Origin of the sequence: Flammeovirga aprica JL-4 (assembly GCF_012844305.1) — a bacterium.
GTDB lineage: Bacteria > Bacteroidota > Bacteroidia > Cytophagales > Flammeovirgaceae > Flammeovirga > Flammeovirga aprica.
Window position 1 is genome coordinate 1 of the sequence record NZ_JABANE010000063.1, and the last position, 17904, is coordinate 17904.

Annotated in this window: 12 protein-coding genes and 2 tRNA genes; 7 read left to right on the top strand and 7 right to left on the bottom strand. The window is 34.9% G+C overall.

Translation table 11 applies throughout. The features are described from left to right. Positions 1 to 637: 637 nt before the first annotated feature. The gene (locus HHU12_RS20560) at positions 638 to 1918 is read left to right on the top strand and encodes a BamA/TamA family outer membrane protein (protein ID WP_169658622.1); all 1281 of its coding nucleotides are present in this window, start codon (positions 638 to 640) and stop codon (positions 1916 to 1918) included. A gap of 123 nt (positions 1919 to 2041) precedes the next feature. Here the strand turns inward: HHU12_RS20560 and HHU12_RS20565 are convergent, their stop codons facing one another. The 3 genes from HHU12_RS20565 to HHU12_RS20575 form a co-directional block, all read right to left on the bottom strand. Continuing rightward, positions 2042 to 2779, bottom strand: coding sequence for a LytR/AlgR family response regulator transcription factor (locus tag HHU12_RS20565; protein WP_169658623.1), 738 nt, complete (start codon positions 2777 to 2779; stop codon positions 2042 to 2044). A 2-nt stretch (positions 2780 to 2781) separates the two neighbouring features. Beyond that, complete coding sequence (locus HHU12_RS20570) at positions 2782 to 4386, bottom strand: histidine kinase dimerization/phosphoacceptor domain -containing protein (protein WP_169658624.1); 1605 nt, start codon at positions 4384 to 4386, stop codon at positions 2782 to 2784. A 210-nt stretch (positions 4387 to 4596) separates the two neighbouring features. Further along, positions 4597 to 5142, bottom strand: a complete 546-nt coding sequence (locus HHU12_RS20575; RefSeq protein WP_169658625.1) for a hypothetical protein — start codon at positions 5140 to 5142, stop codon at positions 4597 to 4599. A gap of 285 nt (positions 5143 to 5427) precedes the next feature. Between HHU12_RS20575 and HHU12_RS20580 the strand changes: the two genes are divergently transcribed. Beyond that, positions 5428 to 5940 (top strand): hypothetical protein, encoded by a 513-nt coding sequence (locus tag HHU12_RS20580; RefSeq protein WP_169658626.1) that lies wholly within the window; start codon positions 5428 to 5430, stop codon positions 5938 to 5940. A 533-nt stretch (positions 5941 to 6473) separates the two neighbouring features. Here HHU12_RS20580 and HHU12_RS20585 read toward each other — a convergent pair. Beyond that, the gene (locus tag HHU12_RS20585; protein ID WP_169658627.1) at positions 6474 to 7034 is read right to left on the bottom strand and encodes a hypothetical protein; all 561 of its coding nucleotides are present in this window, start codon (positions 7032 to 7034) and stop codon (positions 6474 to 6476) included. A 538-nt stretch (positions 7035 to 7572) separates the two neighbouring features. On the opposite strand from HHU12_RS20585, the gene HHU12_RS20590 reads away from it, so the two are divergent. From HHU12_RS20590 to HHU12_RS20605, 4 genes are all read left to right on the top strand, one after another. Next, positions 7573 to 8310 carry a transporter family protein gene (locus HHU12_RS20590; RefSeq protein ID WP_169658628.1) on the top strand — a complete coding sequence of 246 codons (738 nt, stop codon included), beginning with the start codon at positions 7573 to 7575 and terminating at the stop codon, positions 8308 to 8310. Positions 8311 to 8457: 147 nt separating this feature from the next. Beyond that, positions 8458 to 10284: a helix-turn-helix domain-containing protein gene (locus tag HHU12_RS20595; protein WP_169658629.1), complete on the top strand. Its 1827-nt coding sequence runs from the start codon at positions 8458 to 8460 to the stop codon at positions 10282 to 10284. A gap of 276 nt (positions 10285 to 10560) precedes the next feature. Then, complete coding sequence (locus tag HHU12_RS20600; RefSeq protein ID WP_205959940.1) at positions 10561 to 11994, top strand: alpha-amylase; 1434 nt, start codon at positions 10561 to 10563, stop codon at positions 11992 to 11994. 67 nt (positions 11995 to 12061) lie between these two features. Continuing rightward, positions 12062 to 13012, top strand: a complete 951-nt coding sequence (locus HHU12_RS20605) for a hypothetical protein (RefSeq protein WP_169658631.1) — start codon at positions 12062 to 12064, stop codon at positions 13010 to 13012. A gap of 58 nt (positions 13013 to 13070) precedes the next feature. Here the strand turns inward: HHU12_RS20605 and HHU12_RS20610 are convergent. From HHU12_RS20610 to HHU12_RS20620, 3 genes are all read right to left on the bottom strand, one after another. Continuing rightward, positions 13071 to 13144 (bottom strand) — tRNA-Arg (locus tag HHU12_RS20610). A gap of 25 nt (positions 13145 to 13169) precedes the next feature. Further along, positions 13170 to 13243: transfer RNA gene (locus HHU12_RS20615), tRNA-Arg, on the bottom strand. 105 nt (positions 13244 to 13348) lie between these two features. Continuing rightward, the gene (locus HHU12_RS20620) at positions 13349 to 16120 is read right to left on the bottom strand and encodes a serine hydrolase (RefSeq protein ID WP_169658632.1); all 2772 of its coding nucleotides are present in this window, start codon (positions 16118 to 16120) and stop codon (positions 13349 to 13351) included. A gap of 327 nt (positions 16121 to 16447) precedes the next feature. Between HHU12_RS20620 and ahcY the strand changes: the two genes are divergently transcribed. Then, a complete protein-coding gene (gene ahcY, locus HHU12_RS20625) occupies positions 16448 to 17758 on the top strand; it encodes an adenosylhomocysteinase (protein WP_169658633.1) in 1311 nt (436 codons plus the stop codon). Positions 17759 to 17904: the final 146 nt, after the last annotated feature.

Sequence of the window (17904 nt, forward strand, 5' to 3'; positions counted from 1 at the left end):
TAATGTAAATCAGTTAACCGTAACAGAAGTACGTTTTATGATTTAGGGCGATCTAAGTTCATATACCTATATATATATATACAATGAAATGCTTCAGTAATATAAAAAGATATTTAAAATACGATTTGTATTCTGAAAGATATTATAAGTGATAAAGCAGTAATTTAATTGAAATGAGTCGCTAAAACTAACCAATTAAAAATGGAAAGGGGCTACTCTTAGTAGTAGCCCTCTTTTTTAAAAACTAAAACCACCAACATTGAAATCATAATACCTAAAACTATCTATGAAGTAAACACACAATTAGTATTTATAACAATAGTAGACTATCACAGAAAGCAAGAAAGTACTTACAATTTTACAACTGCTAATAAATCTTTGTCCTATAAAGGCGAGTTGAAACGGGATTTATTATACTCTTATGAGAGTAGATGTTTTGTAGTAATAGTGCTGAGAAAATGATTCTAGTATAGTAAGCTCATCTAATGGTTTAGGTGAGCTTTACTTTTGTCCCAGTATTTATAATGTTATCCTAATAATGTTTAAGTACTAACTAAATAAATTATTAAATAATGGTTGATATTAAACTAAATAAATATATTTGTTTCTGATTCATTCACAACGAATTTAATTAGAAATGAGAACTAAAATACTATCCCTACTTTTCATCTTGAACTTATTTATTTTTGATAAGGCTCAAGCATTTACTTTTATGGATTCCACTGAAATCAACACTTTGGAAGAAGGAAAAAAAGAGAAAAAAAAGAAGACTAAAAACGAAGAACCACAAAAAGGAAAACTTTATGCCGCACCTCTGCCGGTGGTGGCGTCAAACCCTACATTTGGTGTGCTTTACGGTTTTGCAGGATCTTTCAACATGTTTATGGGTGATCCTTCCACTACACGTATGTCGACCTCATTAGGTACATTGACTTATTCTACTAAGAATCAATTAATGTTTACTTACAAAAGCAATATCTATTTGCCAGAAGATAAAATGATTCTACTGGGAGATTGGAGAATGTTTGATACTTCTCAGCCTACATTTGGTTTGGGAACGGGACCTGCTGATCAAAAATCTTTAGCAGGTAGCTTGGGCGAAGGTTTTGCTCCAGGATATGATGCACAGCTTTTGGAATTTAAATATTTCAGATTTCATGAAACAGCATTATTCAAAGTAAAGAAAAACTTTTATGCTGGTGTGGGATACCATATGGATTATCATTATGATATCAAAGACACTTATTATGAGGAACATGGGTATTCAAGTCATAAAGCTTACTCTGATTACTATGGCATCAATGATGAAGAGTATGTGTTATCAGGTGTTTCTTTAAACTTGATGTACGACAGTAGAGATAATGCCGCCAATCCTTATGAAGGGAGGTATGCATTGTTAACCTACAGGATAAATCCAGAATGGATGGGAAGTACAGTGGCTTCAAGTTCACTTTGGTTAGAATATAGAGATTACTTCGCATTGGGTAAAAAGAAGTCTGGTTTACAACCTAATCATATGCTGGCATTTTGGGGATATGGTAATTTTGTGACATCAGGAGTGACACCATACATGAACCTTCCAGCTTTAGGTTGGGATCAGTTTGGACGATCAGGAAGAGCGTATACACAGGGAAGATTCAGAGGTGAGAATATTGTTTATACTGAATTGGAATACAGAGCACATCTTTACGGAACAAAGAAGAACCCTAACTTATTAGGTGCAGTGGCTTTTGCTAATGCTACTACAGCAAGCAGTGACCACGCTAATATTGACCTTTTCCAGAATTATAATTTTGGATATGGAGTGGGTTTGAGATGTATGTTGAATAAAAAGTCAAGAACCAATATTACATTGGATTATGCTTGGGGTGATTATGGAGCCAAAGGACTTTTCCTTAGTTTAAATGAAACATTCTAAATTTTAGGCATTTAAACTCTTAAGACTTAAAATGACAAAAGGCTATAATGTGGATACATTATAGCCTTTTGTTTTGAGCATGTTTGGAATATTTTTTACGAAAAAGATGTTTCAAACATGCTTTTATAGTATTTCGAAATGCTTGAACATCTCGTCTCTATTTTGTTTGCTGACAGGAAGTTTATAACGTTCGTCCAATATGATGGAGTTACTGTCAAATGAGGTGACATAATTAATGTTGATGATGTAGCTACGGTGAATTCTTAAAAAGAAGGGATACTTTAATTTTTCCTGAATCTTTCTCATTACCATGGAGTACGTATAGTTTACATCCTTGGTGTGAATGACCGTATAATTACTGTCAGCTTCAAGATACATGATATCTTCTATATTGACCTTTTTATAAATATTATCCTGTTTGATATACAAAGGTTTTAGTACTGTACCATTACCTTGTACAGCTCCGCTTTCATAGTGTGGACTGTCTTTTGGAGGTTCAAGTGCTAGGTCAATCGACATGCTTATCATTCTATCATTAAAGGGTTTTAGAAGGTAGGCGTTAGGTCTGAAGAGTTTTGCATTTTCAAAAGTTTTCTGGTCAGAATGGGACGTCAAAAAGATAAAAGGAATATGGAAACTCTCGTTTACTGTTGCTGCAAGGTCAATTCCCGATCTTTGTCCTTTTAAAGTGATATCAATAATCAGAAAATCTATTTTTGAAGTCGATAATACTTCTACTGCCTCTGTATAACTCTGAGCTAGTATTGTTTTGTAGCCACTATTAGTTTCAAGACGTAATTGTAAATCCTGAGCTAGCAGTACTTCATCTTCTACAATTAATATATGGATTTGATTACTCATAATTATTTATTGATCACTAAAATACAAGTTGTGCCTCTGCCTATCTCAAAAGAAATGTTGCCATCAAGCTGTTTTACCAGAGAGTCTACAAGGTTTAAACCGAAATTGGTGCCAGTTGACTTTCCGCTATTGAGTCCTACACCATTGTCTATAACTTTAATGATAACCTTATTATCAGATTCTCTTAAATGTATTTTTAGTTGAGGTTCTTTGATTCCATCAAATGCATATTTCATGGCATTCGTCACAAATTCATTGATAATTAACCCCATTGGGATTGCCTTGTCAATATGCAGCATTACAGGTCTGGTATTGAATTCAGGAGTAAAAGGAGCATCAAAACTATAGCACAGGTTAAGTACCAGTTCCTCGATGTAGTTTTCGATGGCAATTTCAGAGTGCAACTCGGTCTGATATAATTTTTGATGAATCAATGACATGGCTTCTACTCTGAATCTTCCAGAATCAATTGCTTTAACAGCAGGATGATCTCCTAGTTTTCTACTCTGCAGATTGAGCAGACTGGAGATCATTTGTAAATTATTTTTTACTCTATGGTTTAACTCTTTTAGCAACACTTCTTTTTCTATTTCTCTGCCTGCAATCAGGTTTTTCTGGAATTGAAGTTTAGCATTACTTTTCTTTCTTCTGAGATTGATGACAAAGAAATAAGCTAAGAACATTAAAATAACAACGATGATCGCCAAATTAATTTTATTGGTTTGCCCACGGAAGATGGCTTCTTGTCGGAGTAAATCCATTTCATGTTCCATCTCATTGATTTCTATCTGATGCTTCCCTTGTTCCATTTTCTTGATCGTTTCTTTATTGATCAAAGAGTCTCTGTATAGTGCATTTTCCCTTTCGTAGAACAAGGCTTTGTCCAACTGCTCTATTTCCTCATAAAAAGAGGCTAACAGTTCTGAAATATCTCTGATTTGTTCTTTTGCATGAAGTGATTTGAATCGTTTATAAGCACTAAGGAATATCGTTTCGGCATATTCCTCATTTTTTTCCTGTAGGCGTAGTTTTCCTAACTCTACTCTAAAAATTTCTGCAGTTAAATGATCTCCAACTCTTTTTAAGTAATGTACACCAAGTTTTAGATTTTTTTCAGCTTCAAAAGTTTGTTGGATGGACATCTGAGCCATGCCTAGATTACCATGTGCATACCCAAATATTATCTCATTTTTTTTTGTTGCTTCATTTAATGATAAAACTTCAGTGAATGAATTTATTGCTCTAGTGTAATCTTTAAGAATTCTGTAAGTGTCTCCTGTATTTAATATCAGCATCATATAGTTTAATAATGAAGCTTTTGAATTATCCTGAAAGTTTTTTGGAAAAATAGCTAAAGCTTTTTCATAATATTCTTTTGCTTTTATATAATCTTTGTCTGAATAGTAAATATTGGCAAGTTGAGAGTAGTTTAATGCTTCGAGATCTCTATTGTTGAACTCTTTATTTATTTCAATTGCTTGTAAGATATAGTTGATAGCTTTAACCTTATTTCCTAACAGTCGGTGAATGTTGCTTATATTTTCTAATATTTTTGATTGGAGTTCAAGGTTATTAGTCTTTTTTGTAATTTCAATTGCCTTATGCAAATATTGTAGACCATTAAAATTGTTTAAGTTGTAACCAATTCTAGAGTAATAAAATGCGGTAGAATCCTCAGATAAAATATCTTTATTTACATTAACATAAGTAATCAGCCTATCAGCTAATTTTTTATTTTCAGCTGATAGGTTATGACAACATAAAAAAAAGCTAATTAAAAAAAAGTAGTATATTTTCTTTATGTTCATGATAATATTTTATGTTTGATCTCTACTAATCTGCCCAATTGGATCAATTATGCAATAGTATTTTTGAACATCTCCATTTTCATCCTTCAGTTTAAATTTCAGAACTACATAATAAGAGATCAAAATATCATCTTTGTCTTCCTCAAATTTGACTGTTTTTGCATTGATTTCCCCATCGTCACCAGGCTCAAAATAGATACAGCCATTAGGAGCGATAGTTGTTAACTTTTTGTCAGTAGGGTCTTTAAAATCAAAATACTTTGACCAAGCTACTTTACCCATGATGTCTTTAGAGTTGGTAGTTAAGTTTTGTACTTGAAGGTAGATCAACTTTGCTTTTAGCTTATCTACAGTTTCTTGAGCAAGTTTGACATTGATTGTTTCTCCAGATTTGATGTTTTTGATACCACTGATATCCGTTTTTACAAAAGGATCAATGACTACAGGCTGTACAGGAGAACCTGTTTCAGTGTACATGTTGTTGAAGTTTTTGATGATTTCATCCGCATAAAGCTCAACCTCAATGACGTTGGGAGCAACTAGTTGTTCAGACATAGTCAGTAATTAAATTAAATAGTTTGTGATAAGTTTATAGAATAAACATCCTATAATAATAGATAAAGAAAAAACGCTGAAAAATCCATTGATTCTGATAATCAGGAGATAAAATAGAGTGCTTTTCCAGTAAATATTTTCCATATCAAGTTGCATACTTTTTTTTCAAAACACAAAAAAAAATCCATTTACTAAAAAAATAGTGCCATTCACACATTTCTTATTTCATTTTAAAAATGAATGTTCTTACTTGCGGACGTACCAAAAAGGAAACTATTAATGACGATGTCACAGAAAATATATGATGATAATAAAACTAATCAACTAATTGAAAGAGAAGCTCTTCAATCTAAGGAAGGAGATTTTGTTGTCTTTGGTGTTTATGAACATGTAAATGATAGATATACGAGGGTACCTGAGGGTATGGAAATCTGTATCTTATCAGATAGCAACTATCATGTTACAGATGCACTGGTAAAACAGCTGAAGGAACAGAAAGCTATTCACTCTCTGGGGTATTACAAAAAAGAAGAGTGGGTAGAAGTAAACCCTGTCATATATAAAGAAGGAGATATGGTACCCAACCATATGATGACAATGTTTCCTCAAGGGATGATTTCTCAAATAGGAACTTCCCATACTCAGGGTATCACACAAAGAATAAGTTTAGAGAATTTGTGGATTCACATGAAATCTGCAAATAATAACAATAAAAATATTAGGTGTTTTTGGACAGCCAATAAGTTGACTAATCCCGTGCTTCACCCACAACTATTATTTCATATTACCAAATCTTAATACTAATAATCAAATTTCAGAATACACATTAGACTTACTTTGCAAAGGAGATCGGTTTTGCCGATCGTTTTTGTTACATGTTGTAGGAGGTACTTTCACATTATAATGTGGAGTACCTTTTTTTGTGAAGAAAAGATGCTATCCAATTGCTTAAAAAAAGAATAAGTACCAGGACAAAAGTTTTGGAACAATAATTACGTGCACCATGACTGGAAGTCATGGGCTTATGGGAAGCAATCACATTTTTCAACTTTCATTATAATCTTGACATACCTCAAAGATTTACTGGCTTTATAGCCATTTAAATACGGATAAGCCAAATATTATAATTATAAGTTGATAAATGATTTATCTTCCCAAAAGCCCATAATTTCAATTATGGGTCTACGAAACACTCGTTTTCGTTTGTCCTAGTACTTACCAACACTAAGGCTAATATTCTTGTATGTATATGATGTGTGTGAAAAATTTTCATCCCTTAAAATTCATGTTTGTGTATTGGGCTAGAACTCTTTTTAAGGAAAAAATAAATTTTATTTACGGCCTCCTAAAGGGATGCTGAAGCTTACCCCTGCCGAAATACTTTGTTCTTGGTCTTGAATATCATGTACATACCCTACTCTTGGGCAGATGTAGCCAAATCCTTTGATAGGTATAAAGTACATCACAAAACCGTCGACATAATCATTGCCTAGTTTGAAATCACTTCCACTGATTATGTCTTTGGCATAACCACCACCAACACCCCAATGTTTATTTTTTCCAAAAAGATAAGTACCATAAATAGCAATTGAGCTTTTGAAAGGTTGGTCGGTTTCGACACTTCTCTGTACATCTCCAACAAATGATGTAGTGGTTTCTCTTTCCCAATCACCAATAAGTGACACACCAATCATCCATGAATCAGAGACATAATGATTATAATCCATACTTAAGATTTTTGAATAGGCATCTCTCTGCATTACTCTAGAACCTGAAGTCGTTACTGATAGGTATCCTTTTGGTCGGTCTTGTGCAGATAAATTACCAATGGTAAGTATAATTAGTGCCGCAATGAAGAAATAGGGCATGGTCTTAAATAACCTGTTTTCCATTTTGTTTTTATTTTTCTGAGTTTATTCACGAAAGAACTTTTGCCTCTCATATAGAAAAGGGAAATACAACTCAGAAAACCCTAAGCTTTATATAGAAATGATCTATCAAATAGAGTGATACAGCAAAAAATTATAGGTTTTGGGCTGAATAGAATGCATTTATGATGTATCCTCACTTAACTTTTATATAGAAGTTAAGTTCATGAAAAATAAGTGTACGTTTAAAATTGAAACAATAATGTTTTCTGAATTTAGAATCGATTAGAAATAACGGTTTATGTGTGTTTATCAAATAAAAAGAGATACGAAAGGAATGTCGCTATCGCTTAACATTCGCGTCAGTGGTCTCTCTATCCATTTCGTTTGGTAGTACTTCCCCGGCTTTTCACTTCTAAACTTTGAAGTAGAACATCAAAAATTTACTGAAATGCCTATTGAAAGTTTACGGTGATTTAGTTTAAGGCAATAGGAAATAGAATAGGGGAATTAGCAAGCAAATTCCCTTTTAAAGTAAAAGTGGCAATTTTAACGAAGAAAAATGAAAAACTTATTATTTAGCTTGCTGGCATCTATTGTGCTATTTGGAAATTATGTGATGGCACAAGATGAAACCATTGATGCATCAAAGCCCACCAACTTTTATTCTCAGGCAGATATTCAGTTTGAAGTAGGAGCCTCGAATCAAATTGGTTTAAGAAATTCTTTTATTATCGCACCTTCTGATAAACATTTGATTTTGGGTGAAATTCCTATTCTTATGAATACAGAGACAAATGCAACAGGTATTGGTGATGTTCGTTTGCGTTATTTCTATTTACCTTACAAGAATTACGATAAATTATTAGGAGCGTTTGGTCCCTCAGTAGACGTTTATAGCCCTACCGGTAATGTGGATCAAGGTCTAGGGAATGGCCGTTGGGTGGTTGCTCCAGGTCTTACATTGGGAGTGATGGCATTTGAAAAAGTGCAGTTTTTCCCAATTATCTCTTATCAGTATATGTCTGAAAAAGCAGGGCAGATCAATGAGAATGGAGAAAATGTAGCATTACACGGTATGACTTTCCAAGTGATTACACCTATTGTACTTAGTCCGAAAACTTATGTGCAAGTAACACCCATCGTACAGTTACCTGATTTTAGGTATTCGACTACAAATCTTGCGTGTGAGGTGTTAGTGGCTTACGCCTTGAAAGAAAAATTACAGTTGTCAGGCTTCTACAAAGCAGATCAAACTTACGGACAAACTTTCAGAGTAGGAACTACAATATTTTTCTAGAAAATATTTGATATAAATGTGAGTGAAGGCCTGATAATTTCGATTGTCGGGTCTTTTTTGTAAGGTAAAAAGCATAAAAAAATAGGGAGAAAGTTTATCATCTTAACAGAGCATAGTATATTGATGATTACCAGTAAATCTATGAAAATGAATTATTACCAACAATTACTTACTTACTTCACCTTCATCTGTACTTTAAGTTTATCTCCTTCAGTTGAAGCCGTCGAATTTGTTATCCATCAGCTCCCATTGCATCATCCAGAAGAGGAACCTCTTTTTATGGTAGGGTCTTTTAATGCTTGGAACCCTTCAGACGCGAAGTATCAGTTTCATCGAAATCAAAAAGGAGAGTGGGTGGCCACAATTTCTTCAAGCTTGAATGCCTTTGAGTATAAAATTACAAGAGGAAGCTGGGAAAAAGTGGAAGCTACGCATGATGGAAAGCCAAAAGCCAACCGTGTGTTTATCTCCGAAAATGAATCTGATACAGTCTTCTTAGATATATTAGGATGGGAAGACCTTGCCGGACAAACCACTATTTTACTTCAAGACTTACCTCCTTCAACGCCTTATGAATCTAAATTCTTCCTGACAGGTGATTTTAATAATTGGGAGCCTTCTGACTTGAATTATCAGTTTCATAAAAACGAGAAAGGAGTTTACGCCTTGACGTTGCCTTCTATTCTATCAAGTTTTGAGTTTAAAATAACTAGGGGAAGTTGGTCATCAATAGAATGTCTTTCCAACGGAAAATACAGGCCCAATAGAATGTATACGCATCATAGTAAGGGGCCGGAGCAATTGGAGTTAGTAATTGAGGATTGGGAAGATGTTCACAAGGCAAAGGTTTGGGAATTGCCTTCATTGACACAATTTGTACTTTTTCATCTTTTACTCTTATTGTTGTTTTTTCTTTGGATTAACCATGAACAACCACTATTTAAGTTCTCCTTGTTGATATTAAGTATCAATTTTTCGGTAGTATTACTGTTTGCAACTTCGCTCTGTATGCCCTTTAAAAATAGTTTTAGTGGATTACACTTAGTGCATTATCTCTCTATTCCATTATTATTGATTGGCAGTGGAATTATTCAAAATCTGACGTTCCGTTTCTCACAAAGCAATAAACCTATTCTATTAGTACTAATTATTTGTTCACTTATTTCTTTCAGTCTTTATTTCTTTCAGGAAGAAACACTGTTGACTATTTTCTTAGAGCGGAAATACCCTACAATTAATCTTTTTATCAAATTAATAATGGTATTGATTGTAGTTTTCAGTTTGAATAACTCACGGAAAAATTTACAAGCTTACCCTACAGATATGTTCCAGAGTAATACTGTAAAAGGAGTAAAAGAAGCATTCTTACTTCATCAAAAAAGTACTGTATTATTACTTGTTGCTTATGCAATTTCCGTTGTAATTCAAATTTACAGAGCTGTTGTTTTTTCTTCTCAATTTTTATTGCAGGATCTATCAGATGAAGTGATTTGGTATTCTACTTTCGCGTATCTGATATTTATTTCAGCGTGGATTTTTCGTTATCATTCTATTTTGAAGCCTATAGAATTAAAGAACACATATAAAAAAGAAGAACTTCCTTCTAATGATAAAGAAGTAACTGCTTTTGTAGAACAAATAACAGTGCTTTTTGAAAAAGAAAATTTCTATACCAAGCAAGACTTAACATTGAATGATGTTTCTAATGTAATGAATATCCCGTCTCATAAATTGACAAAATTGATTCAGCAGTCATTCAAAAAGAATTTTCCAGAATTGGTCAACGAGTATAGAGTGCAGGCATTTATTAAAAGAGTAATGATGGGAGATGCTGAGAAAACAACATTATTGAGTATTGCTTACGAGGTAGGTTTTCATTCCAAAAGCACATTTAACCGCGCTTTTAAGAAATCAACAGGAATGACGCCAAAGGAGTTTATGAAAAAAACAGCTGTGAAGAAGATTTTAGAATAAAAATGAGTATCGAATAAAGAATAAATAGGTGTCAATAATATAAAATGTAAAAAATACATCAAAAGATATATATAGTTGTATATGAATTGTTTATGAGTATCAATTTGTAAAAATGGTACTTGTTTTTTGAGTCTATTCATTTCAATTTATGAATCTTAGACGATTGCAATATGTTTAGGTTTGTAAGATTGCAACATCAATCTATTGAACATTTTTTTAGAGTTAGCGCTCTTAAGAAGATGCTCATTGTATAAATCTAAGTATGAAAAAATGAAAATGAATTTAAGATCAATTCTACTTTTCTCATCTCTGACTTTAGGAGGTTTATCTTGTACTCAAATTCTGGATCAAGAAGAAAGTAGTATTCCAGCTCATGAACCAAAAGCAAGCATGAACTTGCAGGTGACCAACCACGACGGTGCACCATTTGTAACTAACGAATCTTCCAACAAAAGATATTATGACAGCCCGGGAGGTCCGGTGATGATGCAGGCGTTTTACTGGGATGTACCTGCAGGCGGTAATTGGTGGAATACCGTAAAAGGAAAACTAAATGGATGGAGCAATCAAGGTATTGGTTCTATTTGGTTACCACCAGCTTCAAAAGCTCAAAACGGTCCTTTCTCTATGGGCTATGATCCAATGGATTACTTTGACTTTGGAGATTACAATCAAATGGGATCTACAGAAACAAGATTTGGATCTGGTTCTGAGTTAAGGTCTCTGATTGGTGAGGCACACAACCAGAATATGGAAGTGTATGCTGATATTGTATTGAATCACAACAGTGGCGGTCAACTAGAGGCTAATCCATACACTGGTACTAATACATGGACAAAGTTTGAGCCTGCTTCAGGCAAATTCTTCAGAACGTACAATGATTTTCACCCGAACTTAGACGCCAACAATGATGAAGGTGTATTTGGTGGATTCCCTGACTTGAGCCACGTAAAAGGTTACGTACAGGACTGGTTATGGAGAAGCAACGAAAGTGTAGGTAAGTACTATAAAAATAATCTTGGCTTTGATGGCTGGAGATTTGATTATGTGAAAGGCTTTGGCGGCTGGGTTGTCAAAGAGTGGATGAATCATGTTGGTGGATTTGCCGTAGGTGAGCTTTGGGATGGAAATGCCAATACACTAAAATGGTGGGTAGACAACACAGATAGAAAATCTGCAGCGTTTGACTTTGCCGCTTACTACGCCATGAAAAGAGCCTTTGATGGTAATAACCTTTGGGAATTGAATAGCGACATGCTTTGGAAAAAAGACAGCTACAGAGCAGTGACGTTCGTAGCGAATCATGATACTGATGAAATCTGGAACAAGCATTTAGCTTATGCTTACATCTTAACGCATGAGGGTTACCCTTGTTTATTCTACAAAGATTATGAAGAGTGGTTGGACAAAAACATGATGAATAACTTATTATGGATTCACAAGAGTTTTGCAACTGGTAATACTTCTATCCTTCACGTTGACAATGACGAATACATTGCAAGAAGAAACGGTTACAACGGCAATCCTGGATTGGTAGTTTATATCAATAACTCAGACAATTGGCAGGAGCGTTGGATTCCTACAAACTGGAGCAACAGACAGATCAAAGACTATACAGGACATTCTAATTGGGAGCCATGGGTACAAAGTGGTTCATGGGTGAAAATCCAATGTCCTCCAAGAAGTTTCTCGATCTGGTCGACAAAGTAATAATCATTTCAAGTTAATTTTCGAGTGCCTGGATTCTATTCAGGTACTCCTTTTTGATTTATAGCCAATGCGAATTTTAATACTTCTTCTTCTGTTTCTTTCGGCATGTAATATAAAACAACCTCAAAAGGAGACAGCAAAAAAACAGGATCAGTGGCTTTATGACGCCCGTCAAACCACTTTGAAGATAAATGATAACGACTGTGAAATAACGATCAAGGCAGTGCCGGAATCACATGAACTGCTATACATAATAAAGTATGACGGCAGTGGTTACTTAGAGCCATTGCAATTGTCTACCATTGACAGCAGACCTTCAGCAGTATTAGTTGCTGGAAGAACTTGGATAGAAAATGATACTATCATTTCAAAAACAGTCAGCCCTCTCAATAACACCTTAAAATATACTCAGATCAATGAAAGCGGCCCTTTGAGGAGTCATTATATGATCAGTTACCAAGAAGAAGGGCAGTTGCAGTACATCAGGTTTCAGCTGAATTCTAAAGTGTATAATTATTATTTAGAAACTTTCCCTTATGTATCCAACAAAAAGAGCTATCATTTATCTCAAAATAACCTCAATTGGGAGGAGAAAATAAGTGCTCACTTAAAGCAGAAACTTAGTGCTAAAAGAGACATAAAAGGAGCGGAAAGTATGGTGATGTCAGAAAATGAATGGAATGTGGCAGGGTTGATCAGTCATATAAATTGTGTGTATGATGGTGAGAAGCTCAACCTTGAAGTGATCTGGATCAATCATACAGAACTAGATCTGTGGCTTACTACTCCAAAACCTTATCTCCATATCGATCAGCAGAAAATACCTGTTTCATGGACTTCTTTTGAAGGTAAATTAGCATTGGGGAAAGGAAAAAGAATCAGTATGAAAACGAGCTTGGCAATAGATAAAGCACCAATTGAAGCGACGTTTCCGGTTGAGAATATTTTGTTTTATGATGAGGAAATATTTTTTCCGAAGGGAATGCAAATAGATTTAGTGAATGATGATTCTATTTAGTAGAAAAAATAAATGCAATAAAAAAAGGTCAAAATCTTTCGATTCTGACCTTTTTTAGTGACCCCGCCAGGATTCAAACCTGGAACCTTCACAGCCGTAATGTGATGCTCTATTCAGTTGAGCTACGGAGCCATTTTGCTCTCTAGGAAAAAGATTGTGACCCCGCCAGGATTCAAACCTGGAACCTTCACAGCCGTAATGTGATGCTCTATTCAGTTGAGCTACGGAGCCATTTGAAGTGCTTTTTCCTTTAAAGCGATGCAAAAGTAGAGGAATATTTTTTACAAACCAAATTATTGAACGTATTATATTAATAATAAACGTCAATATTTTATTTTATCTGCTCGTTTCCATGGATTTGTAGATAGCAGACTGAATATTCTCTCTTATATTTTCTTTCGCTAATTTATTATTTCTTGCCGTTGGGTACACTCTGTTAGATAAAAATACATAGACAATCTGATTATCCGGATCCACCCATGCACACGTTCCTGTAAAGCCAGTGTGACCAAAAGTAGATTTTGGAGCTTCAGGGGCTGTATTGCCAGAATCTCCTTTTTTAGGTGGTTTATCCCATCCTAAGCCCCTTCTGTTTTTAAATCTGAGGTAGGGCTGACGGTTATATTTGTTGAGTGTTGCTTTATCAAAATAAGTTTTCTCTCCATAAGAGCCATTTTGCAGGTTCATCTGCATCAGAATTGCTAAATCATGTGCATTGGAGAAAACACCGGCGTGTCCGCCTACACCACCCATCAAGTCAGCAGAAGGGTCGTGTACATATCCTTTGATTAAGGACTGTCTGTAATTGATATCCATCTCAGTTGGGGGAATTCTTGAAATATTCACCCTTTTCAATGGCATGTAGCCCAGAGTTCTTGTTCCTAATGGATTGTAGAGGCTGTCTTGAGTAAATCTATCCAGTGACATACGAGTCTTGCTTTCCACCACTCTTTGAAGGAAATAATAGCCTAAATCACTGTACCAGTACCTGTAAATTTCTGAAGTATATTTTCTTCTTGTAGAAATAGGAGATTCCAGAAGCCATTTCCACATAGTGTCTTTTATACTGTCGGTTGCATACAAATCAGGAGTAACCTGTACAGAGAAACCGTCTTTTTTGATGGGGCTTAAGTAGGTGGGATTGTATTTCTTTGTGTCTTTGTCATAAACATGTCCCCAGAAATAATAACCACCTCTGAGTGGAGCTGTGTGAGTAAGAAACTGAATCAGTCTTATATTTCCTTTATTGGTGGTATCAGTTTCAGGAAGATAATCTTTCAGTCTGCTATTGACATTGATACTGTCTTTATAATCCAGCATCATTAAAGCCTGAGTAGTAGAAGCTACTTTTGTAACGGAGGCAATATCATAAACGGTTTGGTTCGTAACGGGCACTTCTTTCTCATAAGTGAAATAACCGTATGATTTTTCAAAAACAATTTTTCCATTTTTAGCCACAACCACTTGACAGCCGGGAGTCGCTTCCATATTGATAGCTTGATTTGCTATGCTGTCTATCAGGTGACTTAAAACCTCTCCATCAAGGCCCACTTGCTCCGGTTTGCCATAACCAAGCCTTCCCATACTTTTAACTTTTTCTCCTGTATTTAACGCAAAACGATCTGTAATATTTACAGGCAGTTTACCATTAGTAGCCAAAGCTCCTGCAATCACCTGTGCATTTGCTTTTTGGGCATAATCAGTTGTGGAGTAATTGATCAGCAAGTTTCTAGTTTTAGAAAGATACTTTAAACCATTAGGCTGACCGCTTATCACTACAATCACATTTGTTTTTCGCTGTAGCTGTTCTATCAATTGCTCCGTAGCATAACTCACCCCGAAACGGTGCTTAGAATTTTCCTGCTGGCATACAATATTAATCAGTACAATATCTTTTTTCTTACAAGTTTCTAAAAGAAGATTGACTTGTGCGGTGGAAAAGCTGGAATGCTCAATCTTATGATAATCAAAATCAATAAACATTTTCAATGTACTGGCAAAAACATCGTCTGTTTTTCGTGTTCCAATACTGATCAGCTGATATTTCTTTGTATTCAGACTAGGGAGAGGAATTATAGAATCAAGATTTGAAAGTACTGTGACTGACTTTTCATAAGTTTCAGAACCAATAGCATCCAATTCATGAGGATTAGAATAGTCTATAATGTGATTATCCTTGTCAGCCTTATATTTTTTGATTTTCTCATAGTGCTCGTCAATAATTTCCATGGCTAACGTTCCTTGTTTCACCGCTATTTTAATGGCTTTGATTACTTCAAGGTGATGGTCCGAAAGCACCAGCACATCATGCCCTCTTTTCAGAGCTTCAATAGCATTTTTTTTTGTATCCTGAATACTTGCCCCTGCCGATAAATCACCTGTAAAGAGTAGCCCATTGTAAGAAAGGGAATCAGTCAGAAAGTGAATAAATGTAGTATTGAATAGAGAAACATCAAAAAGTACATCTGAAGGAGTGATAATATTCAAGCTGTCTTTCAGTAACTGTTTTAAAACCTGTTGCTCATTATTGTCTAAAGTCTCATAAAACTCAGATTTTACAGGCAGTTCAGTTCCTGCTAGAATTTGTGATTGATGAAGTCCCTTAAGAGCTGCATGATTTTTTTGTTGCACATTATTGGGGTCGCTTCCAAACCCATAAAGTTTTGAACTGTTGTTGTGCTGTATAGATAACGTTTCCGCAAGGAAAAAATCAATATTCAGTTTCTTATTGATTTTACCGATTTCATGATAAGTATTATAAGTGAAAATATTGCTTCCAATAGCACTCAAATGGTATTTATCAGGTAAAACGTTATAGTTGTTATCAAGACAATGGATAGCCTCTTGTGACTTCACTCCAATCAGTACAGGTACTTTATTAGGCAGTTTGTTGAGGTTGTTGAAATAAGTGTAGGTGTTTTTAGAACAGTATTTATCAAAAATAACACCCCCCAATTTATTTTCTCTTCCAAGTGCTTTTATCTCCTTGTCATTTTGCTGAGGAAGTGCAAAAACAAGCTGCCCGATTTTTTGCTCTAAGGTAAGCTGATTGAACAGGCTGTCTTTTTCTGCTCCGAAAGAAAAGTTCGGAATAGAAAAACTGCACATCAAAAATAAGGTAGATAGAATATATATATTTTTACTCTGAATCATTCGTACGGATAAGGTTACACAACAGTGTACAGAAGGCGGATTAAAAAAATTAAAAACTACGAATTTGTTTGTTACAATAGTAGCTTTTCAATTCGGTATCGAAATTTACATCATACTTTGTTAAAATTAAATGAAACTGTAAATCTTTGAAAAAAAATAGTAGGATTTAATAAACAAAATCGCTTAAAAATAGTGTTAACAAGTTACTATTTTACTTAGTATCAATTCTAATCCATAAAAATGTGTTAGATTTGTAATTAGAAAATCAAATAAAATTTACAAGTGGAAAGTACAACAGTTAAATACAAGGTTAAAGATATTTCTTTAGCTGACTGGGGAAGAAAAGAAATTGAACTGGCTGAAGCAGAAATGCCAGGTTTAATGTCTTTAAGAGAAGAGTTCGGACCTTCTAAGCCATTGAAAGGTGCTAGAATTGCTGGATGTCTTCACATGACTATTCAAACAGCCGTTTTAATCGAGACTCTTGTTGAGTTAGGTGCTGAGGTAACATGGTCATCATGTAACATATTCTCAACTCAAGACCAAGCAGCGGCAGCAATTGCAGCGGCAGGTGTTCCAGTTTATGCTTGGAAAGGTTTAACTGAGGAAGAGTTTGATTGGTGTATTGAGCAAACTTTACACGCTTTCGAAGACGGTAAGCCTCTAAACATGATCTTAGATGATGGTGGAGACCTTACTAACATGGTTTTCGACCGTTACCCTGAATTAGTAAGCGGTATCAAAGGTCTTTCTGAAGAAACTACAACAGGTGTATTGAGATTACATGACCGTGAGAAAAACGGTACTTTACCAATCCCTGCTATCAATATCAACGACTCAGTAACAAAGTCTAAGTTTGATAACAAATACGGATGTAAAGAATCATTAGTAGACGGTATCCGTCGTGCTACTGACGTAATGATTGCAGGTAAAGTTGCAGTTGTTGCTGGTTACGGTGATGTAGGTAAAGGTTCTGCTGCTTCATTAAGAGGTGCAGGTGCTCGTGTTATCGTTACTGAAATCGATCCAATCTGTGCTTTACAAGCTGCAATGGACGGTTTTGAAGTGAAGAAAATGGATGACGCTATTTTAGAAGGTGATATCGTTGTTACTACTACTGGTAACAAAGACATCGTTGTAGGTCGTCACTTCGAGAAAGTAAAAGATAAAGCTATCGTTTGTAACATCGGTCACTTCGACAACGAAATCGATATGGCTTGGTTAAACGAGACTTATGGTGACACTAAAGTGAACATCAAACCTCAAGTAGACAAGTACACTGTTGCTTCAGGAAATGATGTAATCATCTTAGCAGAAGGTAGATTAGTAAACTTAGGTTGTGCTACTGGCCACCCTTCGTTTGTAATGTCTAACTCTTTCACTAACCAAACTTTAGCACAGCTTGAGTTATGGCAAAATACTGATCAGTACGAAAATAAAGTTTACATGTTACCTAAGCACTTAGATGAGAAAGTAGCAAGACTTCATTTAGCGAAGATCGGTGTTGAGTTAGAGACACTTTCAGAAGATCAAGCAAATTACATCGGTGTAAAAGTAGATGGTCCTTACAAAGTGGAGCACTACCGTTACTAAGAATTGATCAGACACTGTCTGTTTAAAAATATAGAGCTAGTTCATTGATTTGAGCTAGCTTTTTTTGTGCCTTAATTTTAGAGTAAACCAACGCCTGTTATCATTTGTGGGTCAATAGAGTAGTGTCAATGAACTATTTACAAAAC

Excerpts from the sequence above, each read along its gene's own strand:
- HHU12_RS20560 (WP_169658622.1), top strand. The coding sequence starts at position 638 with ATGAGAACTAAAATACTATCCCTACTTTTCATCTTGAACTTATTTATT.
- HHU12_RS20565 (WP_169658623.1), bottom strand. The coding sequence starts at position 2,779 with ATGAGTAATCAAATCCATATATTAATTGTAGAAGATGAAGTACTGCTA.
- HHU12_RS20575 (WP_169658625.1), bottom strand. The coding sequence starts at position 5,142 with ATGTCTGAACAACTAGTTGCTCCCAACGTCATTGAGGTTGAGCTTTAT.
- HHU12_RS20580 (WP_169658626.1), top strand. The coding sequence starts at position 5,428 with ATGTCACAGAAAATATATGATGATAATAAAACTAATCAACTAATTGAA.
- HHU12_RS20585 (WP_169658627.1), bottom strand. The coding sequence starts at position 7,034 with ATGGAAAACAGGTTATTTAAGACCATGCCCTATTTCTTCATTGCGGCA.
- HHU12_RS20590 (WP_169658628.1), top strand. The coding sequence starts at position 7,573 with ATGAAAAACTTATTATTTAGCTTGCTGGCATCTATTGTGCTATTTGGA.
- HHU12_RS20595 (WP_169658629.1), top strand. The coding sequence starts at position 8,458 with ATGAATTATTACCAACAATTACTTACTTACTTCACCTTCATCTGTACT.
- HHU12_RS20600 (WP_205959940.1), top strand. The coding sequence starts at position 10,561 with ATGAATTTAAGATCAATTCTACTTTTCTCATCTCTGACTTTAGGAGGT.
- HHU12_RS20605 (WP_169658631.1), top strand. The coding sequence starts at position 12,062 with ATGCGAATTTTAATACTTCTTCTTCTGTTTCTTTCGGCATGTAATATA.
- HHU12_RS20620 (WP_169658632.1), bottom strand. The coding sequence starts at position 16,120 with ATGTGCAGTTTTTCTATTCCGAACTTTTCTTTCGGAGCAGAAAAAGAC.